Source organism: Pseudomonas sp. S3_C06, from assembly GCF_054667675.1.
The window spans coordinates 4,282,064-4,302,574 of sequence record NZ_CP162747.1 but is presented as its reverse complement, the minus strand read 5'-3'; the positions used below and the strand labels follow the sequence as shown (position 1 = coordinate 4,302,574).

The 20,511-nt window shown below is 58.3% G+C and carries 16 protein-coding genes; 7 read left to right on the top strand and 9 right to left on the bottom strand.

The genetic code is table 11. The annotated features are described in order from the left end of the window. Positions 1–2: 2 nt before the first annotated feature. Entirely contained in the window at positions 3–2,453 is a 2,451-nt protein-coding gene (locus AB4N44_RS19165) for a glycogen/starch/alpha-glucan phosphorylase (protein ID WP_150750172.1), read from the bottom strand. 260 nt (positions 2,454–2,713) lie between these two features. Here AB4N44_RS19165 and AB4N44_RS19160 point away from each other — a divergent pair, with 260 nt between their 5' ends. Beyond that, positions 2,714–3,151: a YkgJ family cysteine cluster protein gene (locus AB4N44_RS19160; RefSeq protein WP_008080573.1), complete on the top strand. Its 438-nt coding sequence runs from the start codon at positions 2,714–2,716 to the stop codon at positions 3,149–3,151. A gap of 293 nt (positions 3,152–3,444) precedes the next feature. On the opposite strand, the gene typA is transcribed toward AB4N44_RS19160, so the two are convergent. Both typA and thiI read right to left on the bottom strand, forming a co-directional pair. Beyond that, a complete protein-coding gene (gene typA, locus AB4N44_RS19155) occupies positions 3,445–5,265 on the bottom strand; it encodes a translational GTPase TypA (RefSeq protein ID WP_034153003.1) in 1,821 nt (606 codons plus the stop codon). 139 nt (positions 5,266–5,404) lie between these two features. Next, a complete protein-coding gene (gene thiI / locus AB4N44_RS19150; protein ID WP_095047172.1) occupies positions 5,405–6,859 on the bottom strand; it encodes a tRNA uracil 4-sulfurtransferase ThiI in 1,455 nt (484 codons plus the stop codon). 328 nt (positions 6,860–7,187) lie between these two features. Here thiI and glnA point away from each other — a divergent pair, with 328 nt between their 5' ends. The 5 genes from glnA (at position 7,188) to ntrC (ending at position 12,644) form a co-directional block, all read left to right on the top strand. Continuing rightward, positions 7,188–8,594, top strand: a complete 1,407-nt coding sequence (gene glnA / locus AB4N44_RS19145; protein ID WP_007909254.1) for a type I glutamate--ammonia ligase — start codon at positions 7,188–7,190, stop codon at positions 8,592–8,594. Positions 8,595–8,761: 167 nt separating this feature from the next. After that, a complete protein-coding gene (locus AB4N44_RS19140) occupies positions 8,762–9,274 on the top strand; it encodes a DUF4124 domain-containing protein (RefSeq protein WP_150750174.1) in 513 nt (170 codons plus the stop codon). Next, positions 9,271–9,894 (top strand): DUF4124 domain-containing protein, encoded by a 624-nt coding sequence (locus AB4N44_RS19135; protein WP_150750175.1) that lies wholly within the window; start codon positions 9,271–9,273, stop codon positions 9,892–9,894. The genes AB4N44_RS19140 and AB4N44_RS19135 overlap by 4 nt, the downstream gene beginning before the upstream one ends. 231 nt (positions 9,895–10,125) lie before the next feature. Further along, complete coding sequence (gene glnL / locus AB4N44_RS19130; protein WP_064117045.1) at positions 10,126–11,211, top strand: nitrogen regulation protein NR(II); 1,086 nt, start codon at positions 10,126–10,128, stop codon at positions 11,209–11,211. Further along, on the top strand, positions 11,208–12,644 hold the full coding sequence (ntrC, locus tag AB4N44_RS19125; RefSeq protein WP_007961729.1) for a nitrogen regulation protein NR(I): 1,437 nt from the start codon (positions 11,208–11,210) through the stop codon (positions 12,642–12,644). Before glnL ends, ntrC begins: the two co-directional genes overlap by 4 nt. Before the next feature lie 637 nt (positions 12,645–13,281). Here the strand turns inward: ntrC and AB4N44_RS19120 are convergent. From AB4N44_RS19120 to AB4N44_RS19110, 3 genes are all read right to left on the bottom strand, one after another. Beyond that, positions 13,282–15,321 (bottom strand): leucine-rich repeat domain-containing protein, encoded by a 2,040-nt coding sequence (locus AB4N44_RS19120; RefSeq protein ID WP_460107978.1) that lies wholly within the window; start codon positions 15,319–15,321, stop codon positions 13,282–13,284. Between the two features lie 192 nt (positions 15,322–15,513). Further along, complete coding sequence (locus tag AB4N44_RS19115) at positions 15,514–17,979, bottom strand: leucine-rich repeat domain-containing protein (protein ID WP_460107981.1); 2,466 nt, start codon at positions 17,977–17,979, stop codon at positions 15,514–15,516. A gap of 184 nt (positions 17,980–18,163) precedes the next feature. Next, a complete protein-coding gene (locus tag AB4N44_RS19110; RefSeq protein ID WP_127925497.1) occupies positions 18,164–18,604 on the bottom strand; it encodes a hypothetical protein in 441 nt (146 codons plus the stop codon). Between AB4N44_RS19110 and AB4N44_RS19105 the strand changes: the two genes are divergently transcribed. Continuing rightward, complete coding sequence (locus AB4N44_RS19105; RefSeq protein ID WP_127925496.1) at positions 18,603–19,058, top strand: tRNA (cytidine(34)-2'-O)-methyltransferase; 456 nt, start codon at positions 18,603–18,605, stop codon at positions 19,056–19,058. The genes AB4N44_RS19110 and AB4N44_RS19105 overlap by 2 nt on opposite strands. A gap of 123 nt (positions 19,059–19,181) precedes the next feature. Here the strand turns inward: AB4N44_RS19105 and secB are convergent, their stop codons facing one another. Genes secB through AB4N44_RS19090 form a run of 3 tightly spaced genes read right to left on the bottom strand, consistent with a single transcriptional unit; the run spans position 19,182 to position 20,394 of the window. Continuing rightward, on the bottom strand, positions 19,182–19,667 hold the full coding sequence (gene secB / locus AB4N44_RS19100) for a protein-export chaperone SecB (protein WP_007909233.1): 486 nt from the start codon (positions 19,665–19,667) through the stop codon (positions 19,182–19,184). Between the two features lie 57 nt (positions 19,668–19,724). Beyond that, positions 19,725–19,979, bottom strand: a complete 255-nt coding sequence (grxC, locus tag AB4N44_RS19095; RefSeq protein WP_025110925.1) for a glutaredoxin 3 — start codon at positions 19,977–19,979, stop codon at positions 19,725–19,727. Position 19,980: 1 nt separating this feature from the next. After that, positions 19,981–20,394: a rhodanese-like domain-containing protein gene (locus AB4N44_RS19090; protein WP_016986346.1), complete on the bottom strand. Its 414-nt coding sequence runs from the start codon at positions 20,392–20,394 to the stop codon at positions 19,981–19,983. Between the last annotated feature and the right edge of the window lie 117 nt (positions 20,395–20,511).

The following is a 20,511-nucleotide window of genomic DNA, read 5'->3' as shown; positions in this document are numbered from 1 at the left end:
AGTTACTCCAGCGCTTTCCAGATATCCGTGGCGTACTCGCGAATCGTCCGGTCCGAGGAGAACCAGCCCATCCGCGCCGTGTTGAGCACTGCCGAACGCCACCAGTTGTTGGAGTCGTGCCAATGCGCTTCGACCCGCTTCTGCGCTTCCCAATACGAGTCGAAGTCGGCGCAGACCAGAAAGCGGTCGTAATCCACCAGCGAATCGATCAGCCCGGTGTAACGCGACGTGTCGTCCGGCGAGAACACCCCGCTGCGGATCGCCTGCAGCACATCGTTCAGACGATGGGAGGCGGCGATGTCCGGCAACGCGCTGAACTCGTGGTTCTGTTTACGCGCTTCAACCTGCTGCGCGCTGAGGCCGAAAATGAACATGTGCTCGGCACCGATGCGCTCGCACATTTCCACGTTGGCGCCGTCCAGCGTGCCGATGGTTAGTGCACCGTTGAGACCGAACTTCATGTTACTGGTGCCCGACGCTTCGAAGCCGGCAGTGGAGATCTGCTCGGACAAGTCCGCCGCCGGAATGATGCTCTCTGCAAGGCTGACGTTGTAGTTGGGCAGGAACACCACTTTCAGCAAGCCGCGCACGGTCGGATCGTTGTTCACCACTCGAGCGATATCGTTGGTCAGCTTGATGATCAGTTTGGCCTGGTGATAACTCGCTGCGGCTTTACCGGCGAAGATTTTCACCCGTGGCACCCAGTCGACTTCCGGCTCGGCGCGAATCGCCTGATACAACGCCACGGTGTGCATCAGGTTGAGCAACTGGCGTTTGTATTCGTGGATCCGCTTGACCTGTACATCGAACATCGCCGCCGGATTGACCGCGATCCCCAGCCGTTCGTGAATCAGATAGGCCAGCGCTTTTTTGCTGTGCAGCCGTTGTTCGGCAAAAGCTTTACGGAACGCAGTTTTTTCGGCAAACGGCTCGAGATCGAGCAGACGCTCTTCGGGGTTATCCAGTAGATCCGGGCCGAGCGCATCGACCAGCATCGAAGTCAGTTCAGAGTTGGCCTGATACAACCAGCGGCGGAAGGTAATGCCGTTGGTTTTATTGTTGATCCGCTCCGGATACAGCTTGTGCAGTTCGGCGAACACGGTTTTGCGCATCAATTGCGTGTGCAATCCGGACACGCCGTTGACGCTGTGCGAACCGAGGAAAGCGAGGTTGCCCATGCGCACCCGGCGACCGTTGTCCTCTTCAATCAGCGACACCGCACGCAGCACGTCAAAATCATGAATACCTTTGGCGCGCAGCGAGTCGATGTGCTGGGCGTTGATCAGGTAAATGATCTGCATGTGCCGCGGCAGCATGCGTTCCATCAGGCCCACCGGCCAGGTTTCCAGCGCTTCCGGCAGCAGCGTGTGGTTGGTGTACGACAGCGTATCGACGGTGACTTGCCATGCCGCATCCCACGCCACGTCGTAGACGTCGACCAGTTGGCGCATCAGTTCGGCTACGGCAATCGAGGGATGGGTGTCGTTGAGCTGGATCGCCGCGTGATCGCCCAAGGTCAATACCGAGGTGTGCATATTGCGGTGACGACGCAGCAGATCTTGCAGCGACGCAGCGACAAAGAAATATTCCTGGCGCAGGCGCAGCTCTTGCCCTGCTTCGGTGCTGTCCGCCGGGTAAAGCACGCGGGAGATGCTTTCGGCACGGGCTACTTCGGCAACGGCGCCCAAGTGGTCACCGGCGTTGAAGCGTTCCAGGTGCAAATCTTCCATGGCGCGGGCACGCCACAGGCGCAAAGTGTTAACGCTCGCCCCGCGCCAGCCGACTACCGGCGTGTCGTAAGCAATGGCGCGAACGGTTTCTGCTGGCGACCAGACTTGCTTGGATTTACCAGAGACATCGGTCACGGTTTCAACGCTGCCACCGAAGCCGATGGTGTAAACCACTTCCGGCCGCTCGAACTCCCACGGGTTACCGAAATCCAGCCAGTGCTCGGTCTGCTCCTGCTGCCAGCCGTCGACAATGGCCTGGCGGAACAAGCCGTGTTCGTAACGAATGCCGTAGCCGTGACCAGCGATGCCGAGGGTCGACATGCTTTCCATGAAGCATGCGGCCAGACGACCGAGGCCGCCGTTGCCAAGCGCCGCATCGGGCTCCAGCAAGCGGATGCGTTCCAGATCGACACCGAGCTCAGTCAACGCTTCACGGGCGACGTCGAGCAAGCCAAGGTTGCTCAGACTGTCGTAGAGCAAGCGGCCGATGAGGAACTCCAGCGAGAGGTAATACACCCGTTTCTGACCTTTGCGGTAGATCTGCCGGGTGTGGTCCATCCAGTGTTCGACCATGTGATCACGCGCAGCCAATGCGATGGCTTCGAACCAGTCATGGTCGAAGGCGTGATCGGGGTCTTTGCCCACGGCGTAGGTGAGTTTGGTCAGGACGGCGTCGCGAAATGCGGCCACCTCTGCTTCGCGAACTAGTGGTTCTTGAGTCATCGATAGGACCTCGAGCGAGCGGGGAATTGTCTGAGCCTAGACGGTCTGACCGACGGTAGCGGCTCTGGTTCGGCAGTTTTTCCCGAGACTGTGAGATAGCCCGGCATTACCTTGGCGAGTGAGCTAATGAATGCAGGGGCCGTGCCGAATTGTCCGGCAATGTGCCTGCACGCAGAAAAAATCTGGCGAAAGGTTGTTCAAAAATCCACCAGTCCCGGTATGATCGCGCGCCCTGATGCATACACACCTGGTAACTCCCGATGATGAAGCCCAACCTGATTGCCGCCGCCGAGATCGATCGTCTCGATACGTGGGCGAAATACTCAGCCCCGATGTGCGGTTCCTGCATATCCAGCTGCTGCACGCTGCCGGTTGAGGTAAAGATCAAGGATCTGGTGCGCATCGGTGTGGTCGACGAGTTCGAACTGGGTGACCCGCCAAAGAACATCGCCAAGCGTCTGCAAAAGGAAGGCCTGGTTGAACGTTTCAATCAGAAGTCCGGCATCTTCACCCTGCAGCGCATGAGCAACAACGATTGCTACTACCTGGATCGTAAGAGCCGCCTGTGCACCATTTATGACAAGCGCCCGGACACTTGCCGCAATCACCCGAAGATCGGGCCGCGGCCGGGGTATTGCGCGTACAAGCCGAAGGAAGTCGTGCGCGAGCAGAATTTCCGCGCAATCGAGAAGTTTTAAACGCTTACCCTCATCGGAACGCCGACCGCCCAGCCCTCTCCCGGAGGGAGAGGGAGCCGACCGAGGTGTCTTGCGCCTGACACCGACCTGAAAAATCCAGTCGATTATAGATTCGGTACAGCCCCACCAGGTCGACGCATTTCTAAAACATCCCCCAATCAGTCCCCTCTCCCTCCGGGAGAGGGCTAGGGTGAGGGGCTCTTGATCTTCAAGACCCAACCTGCATTTCCCCCAGACAAACAAAAACGCCCCCGGTCTCGCGACCGGGGGCGTTTTTTCAAGCTCGGGCTAAGTTACGCCTTGGCTTTCTTGGCAGCGCGGGTACGCTCGCTTTCGTCCAGGATCTTCTTGCGAAGACGGATGGACTTAGGAGTAACTTCGCACAGCTCGTCTTCCTGGATGTATTCCAGAGCCTGTTCCAGAGTGAAGCGAACAGGTGGAACCAGAGCGATGGTTTCGTCTTTACCCGAAGCACGCATGTTGTCGAGCTTCTTGCCTTTGGTTGGGTTTACACCCAGGTCGTTGTCGCGGCTGTTCTGACCAACGATTTGACCGTTGTAGATCTCCTGGCCGTGTTCTACGAACAGCTTGCCACGAGCCTGCAGGGTTTCCAGCGAGTAGGTCAGTGCCTTGCCGGTTTCAACCGAAACCAGAACGCCGTTCTGACGGCCGGACATGTGGCCCGACTTGACGGTGTCGTAGCGATCGAAGATCGAGGTCAGGATGCCAGCACCGTTGGTCAGGGTCAGGAACTGGTTACGGAAACCGATCAGACCGCGAGCAGGGATGTTGTATTCCAGACGAACACGGCCTTTGCCATCCGGCACCATGTTGCTCAGGTCGCCCTTACGCAGACCCATCTCTTCCATGACCTTGCCCTGAGCTTCTTCAGGGATGTCGATGGTCACGTTTTCGAACGGTTCTTGTTTAACGCCGTTCACTTCACGAATGATTACTTCAGGACGGCCCAGGGCCAGCTCGAAGCCTTCGCGACGCATGGTTTCGATCAATACCGAGAGGTGCAGCTCACCACGGCCGGAAACCTTGAACTTGTCGGCGGTGTCGCCTTCTTCAACGCGCAGTGCAACGTTGTACAGCAGCTCTTTGTCCAGACGGTCCTTGATGTTACGGGACGTCACGAACTTGCCTTCTTTACCGCAGAATGGCGAGTCGTTTACCTGGAAGGTCATCGAAACGGTTGGCTCGTCAACGGTCAGAGGCTTCATCGCCTCGACAGTGTCCGGGTGGCACAGGGTGTCGGAGATGAACAGCGAGTCCATACCGCTGATGCAAACGATATCGCCTGCTGCAGCTTCTTCAACGTCGATGCGGTGCAGACCGTGGTGACCCATCAGTTTCAGGATACGGCCGTTACGGCGCTTGCCGTCGGCACCGATCGCCACAACCGGGGTGTTCGGCTTGACGCGGCCACGAGCGATACGGCCAACGCCGATAACACCCAGGAAGCTGTTGTAGTCCAGAGCGGAGATCTGCATCTGGAACGCGCCATCACGGTCAACAGCCGGAGGCGGAACGTGGTCGACTACCGCTTGGTACAGCGGGGTCATGTCTTCAGCCATGGCGGTGTGATCCAGACCGGCAATGCCGTTCAGGGCCGAGGCGTACACAACCTGGAAGTCCAGTTGTTCTTCGGTAGCACCGAGGTTGTCGAACAGGTCGAAGATCTGGTCCAGAACCCAGTCCGGACGCGCGCCTGGACGGTCAACCTTGTTGATTACCACGATCGGACGCAGGCCGGCTTCGAAAGCCTTCTTGGTCACGAAACGGGTTTGCGGCATAGGGCCGTCTTGAGCGTCAACCAGCAGCAGAACGGAGTCGACCATCGACATTACGCGTTCAACTTCGCCGCCGAAGTCGGCGTGGCCCGGGGTGTCCACGATGTTGATGTGGTAGCCGTTCCAGTTGATGGCGGTGTTTTTCGCCAGAATGGTAATACCGCGCTCTTTTTCCTGGTCGTTGGAGTCCATCACGCGCTCGTCGTTGAGCTCGTTGCGCTCCAGAGTGCCGGATTGACGCAGGAGTTTGTCTACCAGGGTGGTTTTACCATGGTCAACGTGGGCAATGATGGCGATGTTGCGTAGATTTTCGATCACTTGTGTATCTCGATCAGAGGATTCGGTTTGCTGACAAGTCTTGGCAGCGATTAGCAGTAGTGTCCGGCATGGCCGTTACAGCTTGACGGCGGTGTCGGGGGGCCGGTGACGCAGGCCACAGGCAAACAGCCCCGGGCACTTAGCTCGGTCGATAAACGCGCACATTGGCATGCCCCTCACTGAGCAAATGGTGAGCATGCAGGCGACTCATCACGCCTTTGTCGCAATACAGCAGGTACTGGCGAGTCGGATCCAGCTCCTTGAAACGAGCGTTCACTGCGTAGAACGGCATCGTCTGTACTTCTACGCCAGCGAGTTCCAGCGGCTCATCCTCGGCGGCATCCGGGTGACGGATGTCGATCACGATCTGGCCGGCCAGTGCTTCGCTGACTTCTTCAATCTGTACGTCCTGGCCCAATTCGTCGATCACCCGATCGATCGGCACCAGTTTGGCGTTTTCGAGCGCACGCTCGAGGACCGCCATGTCGAATTCTTTCTCTTCGTGCTCAACGCGACCGCGTTTGGCGGCGGTCTTCGGATTGACCGAAATAACCCCGCAGTATTCCGGCATGTGCCGGGCGAAATCGGCGGTGCCGATCTCGTTGGCCGTGTCGATGATGTCCTGCTTGTGCGCCACGATCAGCGGACGCAGGACCAGTTTGTCGGTCACGCAGTCGATCACCGACAGGTTCGGCAGCGTCTGGCTCGACACCTGGGAGATCGCCTCACCGGTGACCAGCGCTTCGATGTGCAGACGGTCGGCGATGTTGGAGGCCGCGCGCAACATCATACGCTTCAATACGACGCCCATATGACTGTTATCGACTTTGCCGAGAATTTCGCCCAACACTTCTTCGAACGGAACACTGACAAATAGCACGCGTTGCGAGCTGCCGTACTTCTTCCAGATGAAATGCGCGACTTCCATCACGCCCAATTCATGGGCACGACCGCCCAGATTGAAGAAGCAGAAGTGCGTCATCAGGCCGCGACGAATGATCTGGTAGGCCGCAACCGTCGAGTCAAAGCCGCCGGACATCAATACCAGCGTCTGCTCCAGGGCGCCGAGCGGGTAGCCGCCGATGCCGTTGTGCTGGCTGTGAATGACGAACAACCGTTTGTCGCGAACTTCGATACGGACTTCGATTTCCGGCGCTTTCAGGTCGATACCGGCGGCACCGCACTCACGGCGCAGCTTGCTGCCGACGTATTTTTCGACGTCCATCGAGCTGAAGGTGTGCTTGCCGGCACGCTTGCAGCGCACCGAGAAAATCTTCCCGGCCAGTGCATCGCCGTAGTGCTGTTTGCACTTCTCGGTGATGTCGTCGAAGTCGCCCAGCGGGTACTCGTCGATCTGCAGGAAGTGCGCGATGCCCGGCATGCAGGTCAGGCGCTCACCCATCTCTTTCAAGGCTTTGGGGTCGGTAACGCGGGTTTCCAGCTCGAGATTGTCCCACACACCGTTCACCACCACGGCCGGGTCCAGGTCACGGAGCACGGTGCGGATGTTCTTGGCCAGCTGGCGGATGAACTTCGTCCGGACAGGTCGGCTTTTGATGGTGATCTCGGGGAAGACTTTTACGATTAGTTTCATGAAAACAGCGCGCGAACGGCCAGCCGAAAAAGGGGGGCGCGGATTATAGCGGAAATTGCTCAAGGTTTAACCAGTTAATGTGCAGAAGGTTTTGCACGCACCAAAACAGGTCATTTTCGTTTTACGACGCTACATTAAAGGGCGAGATTTTCCGCATTCAGGCGCTTTGCACCTCAATAAGCGTGAATCTGGGGCAAAAAACCCATGCTGGGGCACTGGCATGCAATTTGCTCCCTTGTGAGGCAGGTTGCCTTGGCAGAGTATTCGCGCCGGCATCACCCAAATTCAAGGGCATCCACTACCAAGCCCGAAGCCACCCGGAGGACATATGTCGAAGACGGTTCAACTCATCAAAGATCATGACGTCAAGTGGATTGATCTGCGCTTCACGGACACCAAAGGCACTCAGCACCACGTGACCATGCCGGCTCGCGATGCGCTGGATGAAGACTTCTTCGAAGTCGGCAAGATGTTCGACGGTTCCTCCATTGCTGGCTGGAAAGGCATCGAAGCCTCCGACATGATCCTGATGCCGGTTGACGAAACTGCCGTTCTCGACCCGTTCACCGAAGACGCCACCCTGATCCTGGTGTGCGACATCATCGAACCTTCGAGCATGCAAGGCTACGACCGCGACCCACGTGCGATCGCCAAGCGCGCCGAAGAACACCTGAAAGCCACCGGTATCGGTGACACCGTGTTCGCTGGTCCAGAGCCTGAGTTCTTCATCTTTGACTCGGTGAAATTCAAGTCGGACATCTCCGGCTCGATGTTCAAGATCTACTCCGAGCAAGGTTCGTGGATGTCCGACCAGGACATCGAAGGCGGCAACAAAGGTCACCGTCCAGGCGTCAAAGGCGGCTACTTCCCGGTGCCACCGTTCGACCACGACCACGAAATCCGTACCTCCATGTGCAACGCACTGGAAGAAATGGGCCTGACCGTTGAAGTTCACCACCACGAAGTGGCGACTGCCGGCCAGAACGAAATCGGCGTCAAGTTCAACACCCTGGTGAAGAAAGCCGACGAAACCCAAACCCTGAAGTACGTTGTGCACAACGTTGCTGACGCTTACGGCCGTACCGCGACCTTCATGCCGAAGCCACTGTACGGCGACAACGGTTCGGGCATGCACGTACACATGTCGATCTGGAAAGACGGCAAGAACACCTTCGCAGGTGAAGGTTATGCCGGCCTGTCCGATACCGCTCTGTACTTCATCGGCGGCATCATCAAACACGGTAAGGCCCTGAACGGCTTCACCAACCCGGCGACCAACTCCTACAAGCGTCTGGTGCCAGGCTTCGAAGCTCCGGTAATGCTGGCCTACTCGGCTCGCAACCGTTCCGCTTCGATCCGTATTCCTTACGTGTCGAGCCCGAAAGCCCGCCGTATCGAAGCACGCTTCCCGGATCCGGCTGCCAACCCGTACCTGGCCTTCGCTGCACTGCTGATGGCCGGTCTGGACGGTATCCAGAACAAGATCCACCCAGGCGACGCTGCCGACAAAAACCTGTACGACCTGCCGCCTGAAGAAGCGAAAGAGATCCCACAAGTTTGCGGCAGCCTGAAAGAAGCCCTGGAAGAGCTGGACAAGGGCCGCGCGTTCCTGACCAAGGGCGGCGTGTTCTCCGACGACTTCATCGACGCTTACATCGCGCTGAAATCGGAAGAAGAAATCAAGGTTCGCACCTTCGTACACCCACTGGAATATGAGCTGTACTACAGCTGCTGATCCGGTAGCGCCGCGTTACGTGGCGTGAGTGAAAGAGGCCTCCTTCGGGAGGCCTTTTTTATTGCGATCTTTTGACTTTGCTTTTCAATTCCAATTGTTAACAGCTTGGGCCTCTCGCCCACCCTGTCCTATGCTGCACCCCATCGCTTTCAATCCCGGTCGATTTCATGGGTCGCACCTTTTTCTACATACTGCTGCTGATCGTCCTGCCCGCCACTGCGCAGATCTACAAGTACACCGACGCCAACGGCAACACGGTGTATAGCGATCACTCGCCGGACGGTGTGCAGGCGCAGCCCGTGGAGTTGCCGCCGCTCAATCGTGTCGAGCCGCAGGCACCCGGCGCATCACCCGCGCCCGAAACCGACAACCGTGAACCTGTGCGCAACGCCTACGACATTCTTGAACTCGCAGGCCTGCCCACCGAAGAGGCCGTGCGCGCCAATAACGGCACGTTCACCGTCCAAGTGCTGATCAAGCCGCGCCTACAGCCGCCGCATCAGTTGAGGCTGGTATTGGACGATGAGCCTTACGGTCAGCCGAGCAACGTGCCGATCCTGCAACTGGTGAACGTCGATCGCGGCGAACATCGCCTCGCGGTGCAGGTGATCGACGGACAGACGATCATCCAGCAGAGCCCACCAGTACCTCTCAGCGTGCAGCGGGTGCACAAGCCATGATCCGCGCATGTTTGTTCGTCGTGTTGGCGCTGATGACGCTGCTGGCCTCAGCAGAGGTCTTCACCTATACCGATGCTCAGGGCAATCGTGTCTACACCGACCAGCCCCGCAGCAACGCCAAACGGGTGCCCATCGCGACCAGCAATCGCATGTCGGCCAATCCCAGCGCCGCTGCGCCGATTTCCACGGCGAAAAAATCCCCGGAACAGCCGCCCTTCCACTACGACATGCTGCGCATTCTGGTGCCCGAGCCCGATGCCACGATTCGCAGCAGTGCCGGCGAAATCATCGTCAGCGTCACCAGCGAGCCGGGCCTGCAAAAAGGCCATCGCTACCGGCTGTTGCTGGATGGACAGGCCACCGGCGAACCAGGTCTGAGTCCGGTGTTCCCGCTGAACAACATTGATCGTGGCAGCCATAACCTTTCAGTGGAAATCCTCGATGCACAGGGGCGAACGGTCGAACGCACCGCCAACCAGCCTTTCCACATGCAGCGCATTTCTCTCGCGCAAAAACGCCAGATCAAACCCTGCGTCGCCGAAGACTACGGCGTGCGCCCGGAATGCCCACTGAAAGACAAACCGCCTGAGCCGAAAAACCCCTTCCTGCGTTTCTTCTAACGCCGCTCAGCTTTGCGCACTATATTGGTGCAATAGATTGCACCGTACCCACAATCCAACCCATTTTGGTTCGAAACTTCCCGTTCGAGCTGGCACCCTGCCACTCAAACGAGCGTCAAACGCCTGTTTCAGGCGTTTGACGCTTCTTTTCAGAGCCTTGGTTTGGTTTTTGCATTTTCCGTTCACCGACGCTTGCTTGTTGCGCACGCTCCGCCCCCAAAAGAGGCTCCGATGACCATTAGCGACGCAATCCACCGTTTGCTGCTCGACAACCTGACCACCGCCACCATCCTGCTCGACGCCGAATTGCGCCTCGAGTACATGAACCCGGCGGCGGAGATGCTGCTCGCCATCAGCGGGCAGCGCAGCCATGGGCAATTCATCAGCGAGTTGTTCACCGAATCCACCGAGGCGCTCAATTCCCTGCGCCAGGCGGTGGAACAGGCGCATCCGTTCACTAAACGCGAAGCGATGCTCACTGCCCTCACCGGCCAGACCTTGACCGTGGATTACGCAGTGACGCCAATCCTCAGCAATGGCGCGACCATGCTTCTGCTGGAAGTCCATCCGCGTGACCGCTTGCTGCGGATCACCAAGGAAGAAGCGCAGCTGTCCAAACAGGAAACCAGCAAGATGCTGGTGCGCGGTCTCGCCCACGAGATCAAGAATCCGCTCGGCGGCATCCGCGGCGCAGCACAATTGCTGGCCCGCGAGCTGCCGGAAGACAGCCTGCGCGATTACACCAACGTGATCATTGAAGAAGCCGACCGCCTGCGCAATCTGGTCGACCGCATGCTCGGCTCGAACAAGCTGCCGTCGCTGGCGATGTGCAACGTCCACGAAGTGCTCGAGCGCGTCTGCCAACTGGTCGAAGCGGAAAGTCAGGGCTGCATCACCTTGGTGCGCGATTACGACCCAAGCATTCCCGACGTATTGATCGACCGCGAGCAAATGATTCAGGCGGTGTTGAACATCGTGCGCAACGCGATGCAGGCGATCAGCAGCCAGAACGAGCTGCGTCTGGGCCGCATCAGCCTGCGCACCCGCGCCATGCGCCAGTTCACCATCGGCCACATCCGCCATCGCCTGGTGACCAAGATCGAGATCATCGACAACGGCCCCGGGATCCCGGCGGAACTTCAGGAAACCATTTTCTTTCCCATGGTCAGCGGACGCCCGGACGGTACCGGGCTCGGTCTGGCCATTACCCAGAACATCATCAGCCAGCACCAGGGCCTGATCGAGTGTGACAGCCACCCAGGCCACACCACGTTCTCGATCTTTCTGCCACTGGAACAAGGAGCCACATCGACATGAGCCGTAGTGAAACCGTATGGATCGTCGATGACGACCGTTCTATCCGTTGGGTTCTGGAAAAGGCCTTGCAGCAGGAAGGCATGACCACCCAGAGCTTCGACAGTGCCGACGGTGTGATGAGTCGTCTGGCCCGTCAGCAGCCTGACGTGATCATTTCCGACATTCGCATGCCGGGTGCCAGTGGTCTGGATCTGTTGGCGCGAATCCGCGAGCAACACCCAAGGTTGCCGGTCATCATCATGACCGCTCATTCCGATCTGGACAGCGCTGTCGCCTCCTATCAGGGCGGCGCGTTCGAGTACCTGCCGAAGCCGTTCGACGTCGATGAGGCGGTGTCGCTGGTCAAGCGTGCCAATCAGCACGCCCAAGAACAGCAAGGCCTGGAAGTCGTGCCGGCGTTGACCCGCACCCCGGAAATCATCGGCGAAGCGCCGGCGATGCAGGAAGTGTTTCGCGCCATCGGGCGCTTGAGCCACTCCAACATCACCGTGCTGATCAACGGTGAATCCGGCACCGGTAAAGAACTGGTCGCCCACGCTCTGCACCGCCACAGCCCACGCGCGGCCTCGCCGTTCATTGCACTGAACATGGCGGCGATCCCCAAGGATCTGATGGAATCCGAGCTGTTCGGCCATGAGAAAGGCGCGTTCACCGGCGCGGCGAACCTGCGTCGCGGCCGTTTTGAACAGGCTGATGGCGGCACATTGTTCCTCGATGAAATCGGCGACATGCCGGCTGACACACAGACTCGACTGTTGCGCGTATTGGCCGACGGCGAGTTCTATCGTGTTGGCGGCCATGTACCGGTCAAGGTCGACGTGCGCATCATTGCGGCGACGCACCAGAATCTGGAAACCCTGGTGCACGCCGGCAAATTCCGTGAGGACTTGTTCCACCGCCTCAACGTGATCCGCATCCACATCCCGCGCCTGTCGGATCGTCGCGAAGACATTCCGACCCTGGCCAAGCACTTCCTTAGCCGCGCCGCGCAGGAACTGGCGGTCGAGCCGAAACTGCTGAAAAGCGAAACCGAGGAATACCTGAAAAATCTGCCGTGGCCGGGCAACGTGCGTCAACTGGAGAATACGTGCCGCTGGATCACCGTGATGGCGTCCGGGCGCGAGGTACATATCAGCGACTTGCCGCCGGAACTGTTGAGCCTGCCACAGGACTCCGCACCAGTAACCAACTGGGAACAGGCGCTACGTCAGTGGGCGGATCAGGCATTGGCGCGCGGTCAGTCGAGCCTGCTCGACAGTGCGGTGCCGGCGTTTGAGCGGATCATGATCGAGACGGCGTTGAAGCATACCGCCGGACGTCGGCGTGATGCCGCGGTGTTGCTGGGTTGGGGGCGCAATACCCTGACGCGCAAGATCAAGGAATTGGGTATGAAGGTTGATGGTGGGGATGATGATGAGGGAGATGAGGGTTAACGCTTAAGGATTGTCGTGTACTCAGGATCGATCCCCCTCACTCCAGCCCTCCCGAAACGTCGGACCGCCCCCAAGGGGGAGAGGGGAAAGGGAGCCGATCTCGGGTGGTTTCGAAACCTGAGTTCGGCTCGGTATCTCAGGTCGGCGTAACTTGACCGGGCGACCCGGTCAGTCCCCTCTCCCTCTGGGAGAGGTTCAGGGTGAGGGCCACCGTGCACCGCATCAATGCACAATGACCCGTGATCGCGCACAGCCGTATCGCCACAACCACTCCTGAAAACACTGAAGAACCCTTTATTCAAAAACACGAAAGCCCCGAATTCCGGGGCTTTCGCGTTTCTGATCAGCTTTTTTGTTTCAACATTTTAAAACCTGGCACGCCCCCTGCAATACCTCTCACAGGTGATTCGATTCACCACCCGTTTCGGGGACCTTGGTACAGGCAGGCCGGGGATTCCCCTCTTTACACCGGGCGCACACCGCAACGCGATGCGTCCACCCTTTTGGGATCCTTGGTACAGGCAGGCCGGGGGTTCCCTCTTTACACCGGACCGACGCGCATAGCGAAGTCCGCCCGTTTTGGGAACCCTGATACAGGCAGGTCAGGGATTCCCGCTTTTACACCGCAGTCCCGGGATCAGTCGAGCCTCGGACGCTTGGGTAGATGATGCAAGGGCTGATTCTGTCGCCCGGGATCAAGTGCCTTTATTTCCTCCTCCAGCCTTTCCAGCATCTTTCCTGGACTCGTTTCCTTCCTGGCTACGTCCCTGAGGCGAGACCGTTCAACAGCGCCTGCCTTTTCGAAACTTTCGAGAAACGCCCAGACCCGGCGCTCTAATAGCTGACGTTCTACGAAGAATTCAGGCGTACGGCTCAGATTTCGAATCCGCGAGAACAAACTGCTTTCAGAAAAGCTGTTCAACCTGTCCCAAAGCGCCAGTTTCTCTGGAGTTTGCGCGTGTGGCACATATCGTAGCCAGAGATCCGCCGACGTATCGACGCTCTCTACTCCCAACCAGATATCGGTGCCCGTTTGTCGACGCGCAAATATCAATCGCCGCAGGGACGCTGGGTCTGTAATAGGATTTCCGGTCAAGTTGAAGCCTGCTCGAAGTTCCACTGATTCGGGAATCGATCTGATTCGATTGTTCGCGAGATTCAATACTGTCCCGGGAATTTCAGACGTGATGCCTTCGGGAAACTTGTCGATATCTGTGCTGGAAAGATCTAGTTCCCGCAATTTGCTCATTCCTTCGAGCGAAGGCGCATCAAACAGCAAATTTTCGCCGAGTTTCAATACTTCCAACCCTTTGGGGCCATTCTCGGCGCCCAGCCCGTCAGGGAGCTGGCTGATACCGGTCTGCGTCAGATTCAAAACCCGCAACTCGGACATCCCGGTAACGTCAGGCGCACGCCCTAAAAAAGGATTTCGTTGAAGATCCAATACCTGTAACCGCGACCATCCGGCCAACTCGTTCAGTCCGGCAGGCAAGCCGACAAGACTGGTATTACCCAGTTTCAACACCCGCAACTCAGTCATATCGCGTATCGAAAAACCATGCCCGAGGGGATGGCCTTCCAGGTTCAGCTCGCGCAAACGTGACAGCTGTTTCAATTGTTCAATATCGGCTCGCGAAAGGTGGAGCAGAGGGTTACTCAAGTCCGCCACGCGCAACTCCGTGAGCCGTCCGACTCCGTCGGGCAGTCCATACATCATTTGGCCTGACGTCCTCAGTGTTTCAAGGCTGGGAAAACCGGCGAAGAAATCCTGCGGTGTTTGTGACGAAGAACCTCTCAGAGTAAGAGAAACAACGGAATTGATGGGTGTAGAAAAAAGTGGGGCCCTTTGCATCGGCCATTCGCTTAGATCGATATCCATCCTGAAACCCGCCATTCGCCCGCCGCGATAGATTCGCCCCCAAGGGTCGAGCTTGCTGCCTTGCCACTTGTACAGTTGAATCAGCTTGGCACTCAGTGACAGTCGACTCGCGTAATCGGCGCCGGGAGAGTCCTTGAGGGCATTCGTCCAGGTGCTGAGCTCACGCTCCAACTGCGGCAAACCCAGTTGAATGCGTTTGAGTTCAGTCTCTAACGTCTCCTTGTCACCAAACCGGGATACAACGTCATCCGCTTGTCGATCGGACAGTTCCGGAAGGTTTTTTTTCACCTGCGCTCGAAGGGTCAAGTCAACGCCCTCCCGTGGATGCCAGAAACCGCTGTCAATGTCGCGCACCAACTCGGGGCCGGAAGGATGCCGCTCATTGGGCAACCGTGCTCGATACGTTGCATCGACCGGATCCATTGCGACCAGAACAGTGCCGCCCTCTGACAGATCGACGTAATAACGCTTGTTAAACGCCCTGAGGCCACGGCTGTCGGCATCTGGAAGCGTTATCCCGGCGCCGATCAAGTAATTCTCCAGTAGCGGCGCGGCTACCGGATATGGGAGGTCAACGGCAGTCATTTGAACCAGCACGGCCGGCTCCGGGCGGACGACATCAGCGTGTGTATCGCGGGATGGCCCGGTTCGCAGCTGCAGGTCATCGAGCGCAAGACCTGAGTCGACGCTTCTGCGGATCGATGGATCGGGGAGCGAAGTATCCACATCACCGGGGCGGCTCGGGCTACCGGGAACATTCACGTGGGTATTGCCACTGCGAGGTGGTTTTACTGGCATGTTTTTCATCCTTGAAGAACTCGCCCTTGGCATTCACGCAAGGGACGATGGTTTCGGCATCCTGCCGGTTAGTGGTCCTGGCCAGCTTCTTTTCAAAACTGCTGACCGCTGATCCCGTTCAAGCGTTCTGTCGAGCTCCCGCATAAACGCAGTTCTCGGATTTCCGCTTTCATTCAGGCCGTCACTTCAGCGTCATCCAAGTTTTGGGTGTTTTGGCAACTGATGGAGCGGCTGATGCTGCCACGTCGGGTCAAACTTCTTTATTTCCTCTTCCAGCCTGTCCAGCATCTTTCCTGGGCTGGGCTCGGTGACCGCCATGTCCCGCAAAACTTCCTGCTCGCCGAGACTGGTCTTTTTGAAATGCGCGAGAAACGACCAGACGCGACGCTGTAAAAGCGGACGTTCGACCACAAACTCCGGTGTGCGCACCAGCTCAGCGAAGCGTCTCATCATTGTCGAATTCTCTTGATCGGCAAGTGAGTTCCACAGGGCAATTTTTGTAAAGTGTTGCGCCGCAGGAACATTGTGCAACCAGTGATTGATCCCCACACCTGGATGTCCTCTATCAAGCCAAACATCGCGGTCTGTCTGTCGACGCGCAGCAATCAGTCGTCGCAGGGAGGTCGGATCGGATATCCGCGCGCCATCCAGCTCAATACCCGTCCTCAGTTCAACGGTCTCGGGGATCGACAGGATCGAGGTCAAGGAAAGATCCAGCCGTGTTTTCGGCACCTCGAAGGTGACGCCTTCCGGGAAATGCTGGATGAACGTCCGGCTGAGATCCACCTCCACCAATGCGGGCATTCCTCTGAGCGTCGGCGCCACGACAAGCGGGTTGTGCGACAGGTTCAGTACCTCAAGCCGCGTCGGACCGTTGGGAAGACCAAGCCCGACGGGCGGCTGACGTATACTGGTATGCGACAAATTCAATTCGCGCAATTCGGACATCAAGGTGACGTTGGGTGCATCCCGCAACTTCGGATTGTGATACAGATCCAGCACCCGTAAACGCGACGCGACGGGCAAGAAGGTCAGTCCGGAGGGAAACAGTTCCAGATCACAGGAGCGCAGGCGCAGTACCCGCAACTCGTTCATCCCCATCACTGAGAGCCTGGGCCAGATACTGCAATTGGAAAGGCTCAATTCCTGCAAACGGCTCAAACCGGTGAAATGTTGCTGACTGATCGACGGCAGCCAGAGGGAGGTTTCGCGTATTTCCAGAACTCGCAATGCTGCGAGTACGTTGATCTCGGCAAGCAGCCCATTGTTCTTACCGCTGAGTCCGTGTACTTCGAGGGTTTCAATGTGCGAAAACCTCGAAAACAGATTTCCCAGGTTGTTCGATGTGGTCCCCTCTAGCCGAAGAGCAACCACAGAGCCAAGTCGCGTGACGAAAACGGGAAGCGTCAGGTTTCCGCGGTGCCCCAAGTGCAAATCCAGCCTGAAACCGACCAGCCGTCCGTCTCGGTAGACCTTTTCCGAAGCTTCCCCCTGCCATTTATACAGCCGACGCATGCGAGCACCGATATCCAGTCGTCGAGTGCGCTCGGCGCTGTCGTTACCCTTATAAGCACTCTCCCACGCAGTTATCTCACGGTCCAATAGCGGGAACTCGAGCTGCATTCGCTTGAGCTCCACCTCTGCCGCCGTCGATTCACCGAAACGCGCAATGAAGTCATCGGCATGTTGATCGGTTGCATCGGCAAAGTAGCGTTTGACCTGTGCCCGCGTGGTTGCAACCGCCGGTGGCAGGATTGCCGAGGGGCCGGGGCTGTCGAGCCAGGGTCGATGAAAGTTGAGCGGGTTGGCGGGGGCGGGATTTCGCTGCATGCCCCCCCTCAATCCAGTGAGGATGGATACCCAAGTACCCTGCTCGTTTCGAACGATGGCTCGGGTTTCACCGCTGCGACTGGCGCGGTAAATATTGGCGCTGTCCGTGGCAACAGGATCCTTGGGATTGACCAGACGCCACACCCTGTATTCGGGACGGGATGCATCAAGATCCTGCATCACCTGATACACCTGTTCGTCGATGGCTACGTAGAGTTTGCCATCGTGATGTATCAGGCCGTCGCTGCCGGGGGCTACGCCGCGCAGATCAAGCCCGGTACGAAAGACCTGCAAGCTTGCGTCGGCCAGAGGAGTGGTGTGTGCGTTAAAGTCGTTGTGCGGATGCCAGATGCCGCTCTCGATGTCACGCAACAGCAATGGTCCGGACGGCAGTAACTCGCTTGCCAGTCGAGCGCGATGAAATCCCGTGTCCGGGTCTACCCCGACCAACACGATGCCGCCGTCAGGCACATTCACATACTGGCGATTTTTGTACACCCTGAAGCCGTCGCTGTCGGCGTCCGGCAGCACGGCCACTGACTTTATCCCGTAATTCTCCAGCGACTTGTACATGACCGGAGGGGTTTCAGCAGGGAGCGGCGCCGGACGAATCTCGACCATCGGCACCGGCATGCTGGTATCGCGGCCGGCATCATCGCCAGGTGAGCTGTTCCGCAGCTTCGGATCATCGACGCGAGCCCAAGGGGTCGTGCCATCGCGGCCGAGCGTGTCAGCCTGTGAAAAATCCTTGTCCGCACTTCGATTCGGCTGCGTGTGAACATCCGTATCCGCGCGAGTGCTGCCACCGCGAGGTGGTTTTAATGGCATATTTTCATCCTTGAAAAGACGTCCCTGGCATCCAGGCAAGAGACGAAGGGGGTCGGCATCCTGCCGTTTGAAAGTGCGAACGATAGCGTGCGCTGGTGTTGAATGGAGATCGGAAAAGTAGACAGTCTCAGTGGGAAACGACACCCAAGAGCGTCGGAGCGAACATCTGTAAAAAATGACGCTGCTAGCGTTCTTGCAAGCGGACTTCCAGGCGCCAGCGATCATCGACTTCGCTGCCGACCCACTCGCCCAGCAGCGGCCGCGCCGCCAGCACCGTCAACAGCAAGCCGCCGTCACTCTTGCGCGTGCGCCAGTTCACGTCCTTGCCACTGAGTTTGAACTGGCCGTTCTGCGCCGGGCCTTCGGCCTGAAACAGCAGCGCCACGGTGCCATCGATGATTTCGCCGTGCAGCTTCGGCTCGTTGTTGAACCACACCACCAGGCCGCCATCGCGCACTTCAACTTGCTGCAGCACGCTTGGGTCCGGCGTGGTCAGGCGACCGATCATCAAACCGATCATCACGCCGACAATCGCCAGCGAACCGATCACCCGCGGGAATAGTTTCGAACGGTTGTCCACAGGCGGCGTAGAATGCCGCTCATCTTTACCTTCGGAGCCGTGCATGTTTCACGTCATCCTTTTTCAACCAGAAATTCCGCCGAATACCGGCAACGTTATCAGGCTGTGCGCCAACAGCGGCTGCCACCTGCATTTGATCGAACCGTTGGGCTTCGAGATGGACGACAAGCGCTTGCGCCGTGCCGGTCTCGACTACCACGAATATGCCACGCTGCAACGTCATGCGGATCTGGCCAGTTGCCTGGAGAGCCTGGGCAATCCACGGCTGTTCGCGTTCACCACCAAAGGCTCGCGGCCGTTTCATGATGCCGCGTTCGTCCCGGGTGATGCGTTTTTGTTTGGCCCGGAAAGCCGTGGCCTGCCGCCGGAAGTGCTCGACGCGCTGCCGCCGGAACAGCGCCTGCGCCTGCCGATGCGCGAAGGCTGCCGCAGCCTGAACCTGTCCAACACCGTGGCGGTCGCTGTGTACGAAGCCTGGCGCCAGAACGACTTCAAGTAACACCGCAAAACAAATGTGGGAGCGAGCCTGCTCGCGATTACGGAGTGTCAGTCAACTTTGATGTGTCTGACAGACCGCTATCGCGAGCAGGCTCGCTCCCACATGGGGTGTTGCTAAACCGTCTTATTGAACGGTTGGCGTCTCGCCGCTTTCCTGCATGCGCTGCAGCTCTTGCGCGTACAGGGCGTCGAAGTTCACCGGGGCCAGCATCAGGGCCGGGAACGAACCACGGGTCACCAGGCTGTCCAGGGTTTCGCGCGCGTACGGGAACAGAATGTTCGGGCAGAACGCACCCAGGGTGTGGCTCATCGAAGCCGCGTCCAGGTTCTTGATCAGGAAGATACCGGCCTGTTGCACTTCAGCAATGAAGGCCACTTCTTCACCGTTTTTCACGGTAACCGACAGGGTCAGCACAACTTCGTAGAAATCGCCTTCCAGCGCTTTCTGACGAGTGTTCAGATCCAGCGCGACAGCCGGATCCCACTGCTGGCGGAAGATCGCCGGGCTTTTCGGGGCTTCAAAGGACAGGTCGCGTACGTAGATGCGCTGCAAGGAGAATTGCGGTGCGGTTTCTTCTTCGCTGGCTGCAGTGTTCTGTTGGTCAGTCATCTCAGATCCTTATCGATCTTGGGTCTTTTAGGGAGTGCTGTACGTGGGTGCAGCCGTTCAGGCCTTGAGCAGCGCGTCGAGCTTGCCGGCGCGCTCCAGGGCATACAAATCATCACAACCGCCGATGTGCTGGCTGCCGATCCAGATCTGCGGCACGGACGTGCGTCCGGCTTTCTGGGTCATTTCGGCGCGCACCTGCGGCTTGCCATCGACCTTGATCTCTTTGAAGGCCACGCCTTTGTTCTCGAGCAGGTACTTGGCTCGCGAGCAATAAGGGCAGTAATCGCTGGAGTAGACGATGACTTCGCTCATATCACTTCACCAGCGGCAGGTTGTCGCCTTTCCAGCTGGAAATCCCGCCGGACAGCTTGGCGGCAGTGAAGCCGGATTTCATCAGTTCGCGGGCGTGGGTGCCGGCGGTCTGGCCCAGGGCGTCGACCAGAATGATGGTCTTGGCCTTGTGCTTTTCCAGCTCGGCAACGCGCGCAGCCAGTTTGTCCTGGGGAATGTTCACCGCGCCAACGATATGGCCGGCAGCGAAATCCTTGGCCGGACGGATGTCCACCACCACGCCTGCATCTTTGTTGACCAGCGCGGTCAGCTCGCCGGTGCTCAGGCTTTTACCGCCGCCCTGCATCGTGTGCGCCAGCAGCAGAGCCAGCAGTACGACGAAGATACCGACAAGAATGTAGTGGTTAGTGGCAAATTCAATCAGGTGAGCAACCATCGAAGGAGGTTCCAGGGCGTTAAAATGTCGGCCAGTATACACAGCCACTATGGTCGGCCAAACCCCGTCCGGCGGTGACGCGGTCGGAACTTAGCTTTAAACTCCAACTCCCTTTTC